The following is a 9,990-nucleotide window of genomic DNA, read 5'->3' as shown; positions in this document are numbered from 1 at the left end:
CCCCGGGTCCGGGCGCACCGGGCGCGGCCGCGGCTCCGGGCGGCGGCCCCGCGGTTCCGGCGGCCGGGCCCTGACCGAAGGCCGGCACCGGCGCAGGCGCGCGCTCCGGCGGCCGCGCCAGCGGCTCGAACGCGCCGTAGCCGGCGGACGCCAGCACCGCGTTGGCCCGCGCGTAGAGGTCGCCCAGCACGCGGTGCAGTTCCAGCTCGAAGTGCTTGAACAGTTCGCTGCGCAGCCCGTCGGTCAGCTCGGCGTCGCCGAAGCAGTCGATGAAGGCGTCCACCAGCCGGCCGGGGCCGATCGGGTTGGCGCCGGCCGGGATGCCGATCGCCATCGCGACCGCCTCGAACCGGCTGTCGAGCATCTTCAGCGGCCGCGAGTAGCGCTGGCCGAGGTTCTCGCTGAGGCGCTGGCCGTCGAGATAGAACTCGATCTGGTTGTCGCCCACCAGCCCCAGCGGCGCCGAGCCGAGCGTGGCGCTGGCGAGCGAGCGGAACTCCTCGAAACCGCGCGCGAGGCGTTCGCGGAAGCGCATCAGCCGCGTCGCCGCGTGCAACTGCAGCAGGCGCAGCATGCCCTGCTCGTTGCGCAGCACGCGCGGGTCTTCGTCCTTGCGGCGGACGACGTCGTTGACGTAGGCGTCCAGGTGCGCGTACAGGGCGCCCGGGATGGAGCCGAGCTGCTCCACCGCGAGACGTTTGACCTCCTCCAGCACCTGCACCGGATCGGTGCGGGCGTCGTGGAGGCCGTTCAGGCGCCCTAGCACAGTCATGCTCCCCCAAGAGGCCGCGGATCCGCTCGACGCGGCGGCACGAGACGCATAGTGGCAATATGCGACATTAGATGTACAGCCGCGTTTGTGACGCGCTGCTGAAAACCATAACTCGACAATGCGAAGCCTACCCCCGGACCCCCGTCTGGCGGCCCTCGACGGCCGCCGCTCCACCCCTGCCCGGCTGCTGGGCGAGCCCGGCCCCGACCGTCCCACGCTGGAGCGGATGCTGGCGTCGGCGGTGCGCGTGCCCGACCACGGCAAGCGCGTCCCGTTCCGCTTCGTGGAGATCGGCGGAGCGGCGCGCCACGCGCTCGGCGCGCGCCTGGCCGAACGCCTGCGCGAGCGCGATCCGGACGCCGGCGAGGCCGCGCTGGAGAAGGAACGCACGCGCTTCGCGCATGCGCCGCTGGTGCTGGCGGTGATCGCCATCCTCGGCCCGGACGAGAAGATCCCGGCGCAGGAACGCCTGCTGTCGGCCGGATGCGTCTGCTTCGCGCTGCTGCAGGCGGCGCAGGCGATGGGCTTCGGCGCGAGCTGGGTGACCGGCTGGGCCGCCTACGACGAGGCGGTGCGGGGCTGGTTCGGGCTGCGCGAACAGGAAACGATCGTCGGCTTCGTCCACATCGGCACGCCGAAGGTCGAAGCGCCCGAACGCGAGCGGCCCGACCCGCGCGCGCTGCTCACCGTCTGGAACCCCGCCTGATGCGCGCGCCGCTCTATCTGGTCGATGCCAGCCTGTACGTGTTCCGCGCCTGGCACTCGCTGCCCAACGAATTCCACGACGCCGACGGCTGGCCGACCAACGCCGTGCACGGCTTCGCGCGCTTCCTGCTCGAGCTGGTGGAACGCGAGCGCCCGCGCCACATCGCCATCGCGTTCGACGAGGCGCTCGACTCCTGCTTCCGCAACGCGCTCTACCCGGCCTACAAGGCCAACCGCGAGCCGGCGCCGGAGGAGCTGCGCCGGCAGTTCGCGCACTGCAAGGCGCTGTGCGAGGCGCTGGGCCTTGCGGTGCTGGCGCACGGCGAATACGAGGCCGACGACCTGATCGGCAGCGCCTTGCACGTGGCGCGCGCGCACGGGCTGCGCGGCGTGATCGTGTCCGCCGACAAGGACCTCTCGCAGCTGCTCGACGAGCACGACGAGCAATGGGACTACGCCCGCAATCTGCGCTGGACCGCCGCCGGCGTGCCCGCGCGTCACGGCGTGCGGGCGCACCAGATCGCCGATTACCTCGCCCTCACCGGCGATGCGATCGACAACATCCCCGGCGTGCCCGGCATCGGCGCGAAGACGGCGGCGGTGCTGCTGGCGCATTTCGGCACGCTCGATGCGTTGCTCGAACGCGCCGACGAGGTCGCCTTCCTGCGTCTTCGCGGCGCCGCCGGCATCGCCGCCCGACTGAAGCAGCACCGCGAACAGGCGCTGTTGTGGCGGCGGCTGGCCACCATCGCGCTCGACGCCCCGGCCCACGCGGCCGCGCCGCACTTCCTGCGCGCGGCGGCCGATGCGGAGCGGCTGGGCGCGCTGTGCGAAGCGCTGCGTTTCGGCCCGCTGACGCGCAGGCGCCTGCAGACCGCCGCGGCCGTCGACCTGCCGTCACCGGTCGCCCTCTAGCATCCGCGCAGGTCCCGCCCGTCGCCGCCCATGAACCGCGAAGAAGCCGTCGAAACCGTCCACGAAGGCCGCTGGCTGCGCATGCGCCGACGCGGGCGCTGGGAATACGTCGAACGCGTGCATGCCGCCGGCATGGCGGTGATCGTGCTCGCGGTGACGCCCGAGGACCGCATCCTGTTCGTCGAACAGTTCCGCGTGCCGCTGCAGGCGCGCACGATCGAGATGCCGGCGGGCCTGGTCGGCGACCAGCAAGGCGAGGACACGCTGGAAGACGCCGCGCGTCGGGAGCTGATCGAGGAGACCGGCTGGGAAGCGGGGCGGGTGGAGGTGCTGCTGATCGGCCCGACCTCGGCCGGGATGACCAACGAGCGCATCGCCTTCGTGCGTGCCCGCGAGCTGCGGCGCGTGGGCCCCGGAGGCGGCACCGAGGAGGAAGGGATCGTCGTCCACGAGGTGCCGCGCGCGGAGGCGCCGGCCTGGCTGATGCGCAAGCAGGCCGAGGGCTGCGAGCTCGATCTGAAGCTGTGGGGCGGGCTGTGGCTGATCGACCGCAATCCGGACGGGACGCCCGCGGACTGAGCGACCGTCCGCCGGCGGCGCTACGCGGCTAGGCGAAGCGCTCGGTCGCCGTCACCAGCGCGTCGACGTTCTCCGCCTCGAAGGCGGAATGCCCCGAGGCCGGAGTGACGATCAGCTCGGCCTGCGGCCACGCCTTCTTGAGGTCCCACGCGTTCTGCAGCGGGCAGACGACGTCGTAGCGTCCGTGCACGATCACGCCGGGGATGCCGGACAGGCGGTGCGCGTCGCGCAGCAGTTGGTCCTCGACCTCGAAGAAACCGCCGTTGACGAAGTAGTGGTTCTCGATGCGCGCGAAGGCGAGCGCGAACTCGGGGTCCTCGTGGCCGGCGACGAACTCCGGATCGACGCGCAGGAAGCTGGTGGCGCCTTCCCACACGCTCCAGGCGCGCGCCGCCGCCAGCCGCACCGCGGGATCGTCGCTGGTGAGGCGGCGGTGGTAGGCGCTGATCAGATCGTGGCGCTCGACCGGCGGGACCGCGGCGAGGTACGGCTCCCAGGCATCGGGGAACAGGCGCGAGGCGCCTTCCTGGTAGAACCACTCCAGCTCCCAGCGGCGCAGCATGAAGATCCCGCGCAGCACCAGTTCGGTGACGCGCTGCGGATGCGTTTCGGCGTAGGCGAGCGCCAGCGTCGAGCCCCACGAGCCGCCGAACACCTGCCAGCGCTCGATGCCCAGATGCGCGCGCAGGCGCTCGATGTCGGCGACCAGATGCCAGGTCGTGTTGTCGATCAGGTCGGCGTGCGGGCGCGAGCGGCCGGCGCCGCGCTGGTCGAACAGCACGATACGGTACTTGGCGGGATCGTGGAAACGACGCATGCGCGTGCTGCATCCGGCGCCGGGGCCGCCGTGCAGCATCACCACCGGCTTGCCCTGCGGATTGCCGCACTGCTCGTAGTACAGGGTGTGGCGGTCGTCGACCTGCAGCCAGCCGGTGTCGTAGGGCTCGATCTCGGGGAAGAGCGTGCGCATCGCGAAGGTTCCCGGAACGTGGGGCCGGCAGTCTAAACCGCGGCGGCGGGACGGTGCGCCGCCGCAGTTGCTAAGCTGCGCGCCCCTGCGGCCCGCCCGCCGCCGCGCCGCGTTTCGACCCGTTCCGATGGACCGCCGCTACCTGATCGTCGACGTTTTCGCAGACCGGCCCGGCGCCGGCAATCCGCTCGCGGTGGTGCTGGATACCGACGGGCTCGACGAGGAGGCGATGCAGGCGATCGCGCGCTGGACGCGGCTGCCGGAAACCACCTTCGTGTTCGCGCCGACGCAACCGGGCGCCAGCTACCGCATCCGCATGTTCAGCCCGCGCCGCGAGGTGCCGTTCGCCGGGCACCCCAGCGTCGGCACCGCGCACGCGGTGCTGGAAGCCGGCCTGTACGCGCCGCGCGAGGGCCTGCTGTGGCAGGAGGGACTGGCCGGCGTGCTGCCGCTGTCGGTCGACGGCGAAGGCGACGCGCGCACGATCGCGGTGCGCACGCCGAAGGCGCGCGTGATCGATGTCGCCGACGAGCACGATGCCCGTCTGCGCGACGTGCTGCGCGGGCTGCCGCGCGGCGCGCTGCCGGTCGCGCTGATGGACGGCGGCCGGCGCTGGTGGCTGGCCGAGATGCGCGACGAAGCCGCGCTTCGGACCGCGAACCCCGACTGGGACGCGATCGCGGCGCTGGCCGAGGCGACCTCCAGCATGGGGCTGTGCGCGTTCGCACGCGCCGAGCCGGGGCGCGATTACGACCTGGCGGTGCGTGCCTTCGTCGGCGCGCCGGCGCGTTTCGAGGACGCCGCCTCCGGCGCGGCCAACGCCACCCTCGCCGCCTGGCTGCGCCACAACGACGCGCTGCCGGGCCGCGACGGCCGTTACGTCGTGAGCCAAGGGCGCGAGGTCGGCTTCGATGCCCGCCTGCGCCTGCGCGTGGACGAGGACGGCTTCGTGTGGTCCGGCGGCCAGGTGCGCACGGTGGTGCGCGGCATGATGGATTGGTAGGCACCCGAGCGTCAGCCACCGATTCGCACGGATGCACACGGATCCCTGTTGAGCGGCTTCAGCCGCGACCGGGCACCACGCGGCACCATCGGGTCGCGGTTGAAGCCGCTGGCACGGATCGACCGGCGTTCACCCGTGGGCATGCGTGGCTGGAACGCCACGACCGGCGCTCAGCCCATGCCCTCGCCGACGCCCAGCGCCAGCGGCGCCTGCGCGTCGGCCGCCATCGCGCCCACGCCCATCCGCGCGTACACCCAGGCCAGCGCGAGGCGCGCGCAGGCGGCGGCCTGGCGGCCGAGCAGCGGGCCGACGTGGCTGCCGGGGACGCGCACGAGGTCGGCGCTCCAGGCGGCGGCGAACGGCTCCTGCACCCGCAACGGCAGGTCCTCGTCCTCGAGCGAGGCCAGGCACAGCACGGGACAGGGCGGGCGTTCGATCGCGATCCCGCCGTGCGCCTCGCGCAGCACCGCGCCGGACTCGTCGCGCCAGCGGCGGAACGCCCACAGCGCGGTCGCTTCGTCGGCGTCCGGCAGCGCGCGGCGCGTGGAGGTCAGGCGCGCTTGCGCCCGCCACGGCACCACGGCGGGCCACTCGCGCGCGGGCAGCTCGCGCGCCCACGGCGCCGGCGGCAGCGGATTCACCAGCACCAGGGCATCGGCCTCGCCCGCCACCGCGGCCGCCACGAGGCCGCCCAGACTGGCGCCGACCGCCACGCGCGGGCGCGGCAGGGCACGCAGCGCCCCGGCGGCCTGCGCGAGGTAGTCGGCGAGCACCGTATCGGCGAGCGACGCGCGCGGCGCCAGATCCGGCGCCCGCACCGCCACGCCTTCCGCGTCCCACAGCGCGCGCCAGCGGTCCCATTCCCAGCCGCCGCCGCCCGCGCCGTGCAGCAGCAGCGCCGAGAGCGCACGGCTCACGCCAGCGACGCCTCCAGCTCGATCGGCACCGCCGCGAGCGCGCGCGACACCGGGCAATTCGCCTTCGCGTCCTCGGCGATCGACCGGAAGCGCGCGGCATCCAGGCCCGGCACCTCGCCTGCGACCTTCAGCCGGATGCGCGCGATGTGCGGGCCGCCGTCCATCGACAGCTCGACGTCCGCACGCGCTTCCAGCCGCGTCGGCGGATGACCGGCCTCGGTGAGCTTGGCCGAAAGCGCCATCGCGAAGCAGCCGGCGTGCGCGGCGGCGATCAGCTCTTCCGGATTGGTGCCCCTCTCTTCGCCGAACCGGCTGTTGAAGCCGTAGCGGGTCGCGGCGAGCAGCCCGCTCTGCGGCGTGTCCAGCCGGCCCTGGCCGGACTTCAGATCGCCCTCCCAGCGGGCGGTGGCGTGACGGGTGATGGTCATGGGGGTTCGCCATTCGGGATCGGAGAGTCGGGATTAGGAAGGCAGCGTGCGTGTCAGACAAGTGACGCCGTCGCCCTTGCCGGATCCCGAATCCCCGATCCCGCCCCTTCGTGATGCAACGCAACGCGACCTCCACGCGCATCGGCGCTAAGGTGGCCCCGACCCCCGCCATGACCGCCCGCCGAGCGTCGCCCGCTCGGGCGCACTGCGCGGACAGCCATGACGGCCTTCCCACCCTCGCATCGGGAGAAGTCCGCTCATGCCCTATACGACCGAACAGATCCGCAACGTGGCCCTGGCAGGCCACCCCGGCGCCGGCAAAACCACCCTGTTCGAAGCCCTGCTGCATGCCGGCGGCGCGATCCAGACGGCAGGCAGCGTCGAACGCGGCAACACCGTGTCCGACTTCGATCCGATCGAAAAGCAGCGCGGCCACTCGCTCGACGTCGGCATCGCCAGCACCGACCACGCCGGCATCCACGTCAACCTGATTGACACTCCCGGCTACCCCGACTTCCGCGGCCCGGCGCTGTCGGCGCTGGCGGCGGTGGAAACCGTCGCCATCGTGGTGGCGTGCGACAGCGGGGTCGAGTACGGCGCGCGGCGGATGATGGAGTACGCCAAAGCGCGCAACCTGTGCCGGGTCGTCGTCGTGAACAAGATCGACCACGACGGCGCCGACTGCCGGCGCATCCTCGACGAACTGCGCGAGGCCTTCGGCCCCGAGTGCCTGCCGCTGAATCTGCCCGCCGACGGCGGCAGGGCGGTGGTCGACTGCTTCGGCAACGGCGACGGCGAGAGCGACTTCGGGCCGGTGGCCGAATGGCACCAGCGCATCATCGACCAGGTGGTCGAGATCAACGAGACGGTGATGGAGCACTTCCTCGACGTCGGCGAAGGCGGGCTTTCGGGCCAGGAACTGCACGACGCGTTCGAGCAGTGCCTGCGCGAAGGGCATCTGGTGCCGGTGCTGTTCTGTTCGGCGCGTACCGGCGCGGGCGTGCGCGAGCTGCTGGACGTCGCCGAGCGCCTGTTCCCGCATCCGGGCGAAGCGAATCCCCCGCCGTTCGTGAAAGGCGCGGGGCCCGACGCGCAGCCGATCGAGGCACGGCCCGACCCGAAGGCGCACGTGATCGCCGACGTGTTCAAGATCGTCAACGACCCGTTCGTCGGCAAGCTCGGCGTGTTCCGCGTCTACCAGGGCACGGTGAAGCGCGACACCCTGTTGTTCGTCGACGACGGCAAGAAGCCGTTCAAGGTCGGCCACCTGTTCAAGCTGAAGGGCAAGGAGCACATCGAGATCGAGCAGGCCATTCCCGGCGACATCGCCGCCGTCGCCAAGGTCGAGGAGCTGCATTTCGACGCGGTGCTGCACGACAGCCACGACGAGGACCACATCCATCTCGCGCCGCTCGAGTTCCCCAGGCCGATGTTCGGCCTCGCCGTGGAGGCGGCGAGCAAGGGCCAGGAGCAGAAGCTCGCCACCGCGCTGCACAAGCTGGCGGAAGAAGATCCCTGCTTCGTGGTCGAGCACACCGCCGAGACCAACGAGACCATCGTCCGCGGCCTGTCGGATCTGCATCTGCGCGTCAATCTCGACCGCTTGCGCGACCGCTACGGGGTCGAGGTGAAATCGCGCCCGCCGCGCATCGCCTACCGCGAAACGGTGAGCGCGCGCGCCGAAGGTCACCATCGCCACAAGAAGCAGACCGGCGGCGCCGGCCAGTTCGGAGAGGTGTTCCTGCGCATCGAACCGCTGCCGCGCGGCGCCGGTTTCGAGTTCGTCGACGAGGTGAAGGGCGGCGTGATCCCCAACCAGTTCATCCCCGCGGTCGAGAAGGGCGTGCGCCAGGTGCTCGCCACCGGCGCGGTGGCCGGCTACCCGATGCAGGACGTGCGCGTGATCGTCCACGACGGCAAGTCGCATCCGGTGGACAGCAAGGAAGTCGCGTTCGTGACCGCCGGCCGCAAGGCGTTCCTCGATGCGATCCAGAAGGCGCGGCCGCAGGTGCTGGAGCCGATCGTCGATCTGGAAGTCACCGCGCCGGAAGCGAACATGGGCGACATCAGCGGCAACCTGGCCGGCAAGCGCGCGCGCATCCTCGGCACCGACAGCGTGCGCGGCGACACCGTGATCAAGGCGCAGGTGCCGCTGTCGGAGCTGGACGGCTTCGCCGCCGAGCTGAAGTCGATCACCGCCGGCCGCGGCCGCTACTCGCTCGACTTCAGTCATTACGAGCCGGTGCCTCCGAACGTGCAGCAGAAGCTGATGGAGGCTTACAAGCCGAAGCACGAGGAGGAGTGATCCCTGGCCAGGACAAAAGAGCAAAGACGCTCGTCCTGACCCGTCGAAGGACGGGCGCACCTGCCGGCCACATCGACGCTCGCCCCGAGCCTGTCGAAGGCTCGAAGAGCAGGCGCATGCGGTGTTCGAAACGCTTGTCGGCAGCCGCTCCACCCCCTCCCGACCTCCCCCTGCAAGCAGGGGGAGGAGAGCGCGTGGCCCACGCTCGTCGTCCTGGCGAAAGCCGGGACCCATGTTCGGGGAACATCCCGCCACGCATGGGCAACCGCTTGCCCCTCCCACCTCCGGCCCACGCCCGCGGCGTCGGCGTTCGGCCAGGAACTCCACCGCCACGCGGCGACGACGGCGATGGCATACCCTGCCCGGATGACCGACACCGCCCACCCGCAGTTCTTCGACCGCTTTCCCATGCGCCGCGTGCGCGATGCGGAACTCGACGGCGTGCTGGCCGACGACGGCGCGCTGCGCATCCTGTTCCTGTGGGGACGCGACTGCCCGAACTGCGACATCGCCAAGGGCCAGATGCTGCTCACGCCCGATCGCTTCCTGTGGCCCGACGTCGAGTGGCTGCACGACAACGTGTACGAGGACCCGACCATGGCCACCCGCTTCGGCCTGCACGGCATTCCGGCGTTCTTCGTGTTCCGCGGGCGCAGGAAGCTCGGCCGCATCAGCCCCTGGCCGGGCACCGCGCCGTTCGTGGCGGCCATCGAGCGCATCCGCGCGGAGGCGGCGTGAATCTTTTCGACGCCTCCACGCTGCTGGCCTACCTCGCCGCCGCCACCGTGCTGGTGCTGGTGCCGGGCCCCGGAACGGCGTGGATCGTGGCGCAGGCGGCGGTGGGCGGGACCGCGCGCGGACTGCGCGCCGGCCTGGGCCTGGAGACGGCCACGCTGCTGCACGCCGCGGCCGCGGGCGCGGGGCTGTCGGCGGTGCTGGCGACCTCGGCGCTGGCGTTCGAGGTGGTGAAGTACGCGGGCGCGGCGTACCTGGTCTGGCTCGGTCTGCGCACGTGGCGCGCGAGGCCGGACGGAGCGGTCGGCCCTGCGCCGCGCGGCGACGCCCGGCCCGTGTTCCTGCGCTCGGTGCTCACCGGCCTGCTGAATCCCAAGGTCGCGCTGTTCTTCCTCGCCTTCCTGCCGCAGTTCGTGCGTCCCGAGCGCGGCCGGGTGTGGCTGCAGTTCCTGCTGCTGGGTCTGCTGCTGTCGATGATCGGCTTCGCCCACAGCGCGCTGCTGAGCGTGGCGGTCGGCCGGCTGGGGCGGCGCGTGCGGCTGTCGGCCTCGCGCTGGAAGGAACGCGTGCTGGGCGCGTTCTTCGTCGGCCTCGGCGTGCGGCTGGCGCTGCAGCAGCGCGGCTGACGCCGGCGCCACACGGTCGAGCCCAGACTGGCGTC

General features: G+C 72.1%; 11 protein-coding genes. 7 read left to right on the top strand and 4 right to left on the bottom strand.

Features of this window, described 5'->3' with window-relative positions; all coding sequences use genetic code 11:
• Positions 1-772, bottom strand: a 772-nt coding sequence (locus FQY64_RS08400; protein WP_146473815.1) for a DUF1631 family protein, incomplete at its 3' end; no start/stop codon positions are given.
• Between the two features lie 118 nt (positions 773-890).
• Between FQY64_RS08400 and FQY64_RS15055 the strand changes: the two genes are divergently transcribed.
• The 3 genes from FQY64_RS15055 to FQY64_RS08385 are packed head-to-tail and all read left to right on the top strand — an operon-like array spanning position 891 to position 2,971.
• Positions 891-1,478, top strand: coding sequence for a nitroreductase family protein (locus tag FQY64_RS15055; protein ID WP_146473814.1), 588 nt, complete (start codon positions 891-893; stop codon positions 1,476-1,478).
• Positions 1,478-2,392 carry a 5'-3' exonuclease gene (locus FQY64_RS08390; protein ID WP_146473813.1) on the top strand — a complete coding sequence of 305 codons (915 nt, stop codon included), beginning with the start codon at positions 1,478-1,480 and terminating at the stop codon, positions 2,390-2,392. Before FQY64_RS15055 ends, FQY64_RS08390 begins: the two co-directional genes overlap by 1 nt.
• 30 nt (positions 2,393-2,422) lie before the next feature.
• Positions 2,423-2,971 carry an NUDIX hydrolase gene (locus FQY64_RS08385; RefSeq protein ID WP_146473812.1) on the top strand — a complete coding sequence of 183 codons (549 nt, stop codon included), beginning with the start codon at positions 2,423-2,425 and terminating at the stop codon, positions 2,969-2,971.
• Positions 2,972-2,999: 28 nt separating this feature from the next.
• On the opposite strand, the gene pip is transcribed toward FQY64_RS08385, so the two are convergent.
• Complete coding sequence (gene pip / locus FQY64_RS08380) at positions 3,000-3,941, bottom strand: prolyl aminopeptidase (RefSeq protein ID WP_146473811.1); 942 nt, start codon at positions 3,939-3,941, stop codon at positions 3,000-3,002.
• A gap of 127 nt (positions 3,942-4,068) precedes the next feature.
• Between pip and FQY64_RS08375 the strand changes: the two genes are divergently transcribed.
• Positions 4,069-4,944 carry a PhzF family phenazine biosynthesis protein gene (locus FQY64_RS08375; RefSeq protein WP_146473810.1) on the top strand — a complete coding sequence of 292 codons (876 nt, stop codon included), beginning with the start codon at positions 4,069-4,071 and terminating at the stop codon, positions 4,942-4,944.
• 170 nt (positions 4,945-5,114) lie between these two features.
• On the opposite strand, the gene FQY64_RS08370 is transcribed toward FQY64_RS08375, so the two are convergent.
• Positions 5,115-5,861: an alpha/beta fold hydrolase gene (locus FQY64_RS08370; protein WP_186760896.1), complete on the bottom strand. Its 747-nt coding sequence runs from the start codon at positions 5,859-5,861 to the stop codon at positions 5,115-5,117.
• A complete protein-coding gene (locus FQY64_RS08365; protein WP_146473808.1) occupies positions 5,858-6,289 on the bottom strand; it encodes an OsmC family protein in 432 nt (143 codons plus the stop codon). Before FQY64_RS08365 ends, FQY64_RS08370 begins: the two co-directional genes overlap by 4 nt.
• A gap of 259 nt (positions 6,290-6,548) precedes the next feature.
• On the opposite strand from FQY64_RS08365, the gene fusA reads away from it, so the two are divergent.
• From fusA to FQY64_RS08350, 3 genes are all read left to right on the top strand, one after another.
• Positions 6,549-8,594: an elongation factor G gene (fusA, locus tag FQY64_RS08360; RefSeq protein ID WP_146473807.1), complete on the top strand. Its 2,046-nt coding sequence runs from the start codon at positions 6,549-6,551 to the stop codon at positions 8,592-8,594.
• Between the two features lie 366 nt (positions 8,595-8,960).
• Entirely contained in the window at positions 8,961-9,332 is a 372-nt protein-coding gene (locus FQY64_RS08355) for a thioredoxin domain-containing protein (protein WP_146473819.1), read from the top strand.
• Positions 9,329-9,955, top strand: coding sequence for a LysE family translocator (locus FQY64_RS08350; protein WP_186760895.1), 627 nt, complete (start codon positions 9,329-9,331; stop codon positions 9,953-9,955). The genes FQY64_RS08355 and FQY64_RS08350 overlap by 4 nt, the downstream gene beginning before the upstream one ends.
• Positions 9,956-9,990: the final 35 nt, after the last annotated feature.

Source organism: Vulcaniibacterium thermophilum (assembly GCF_007923255.1).
Classification (GTDB): Bacteria; Pseudomonadota; Gammaproteobacteria; order Xanthomonadales; family Xanthomonadaceae; genus Lysobacter_F; species Lysobacter_F thermophilum.
This window is presented reverse-complemented; position numbering and strand designations above follow the sequence as displayed.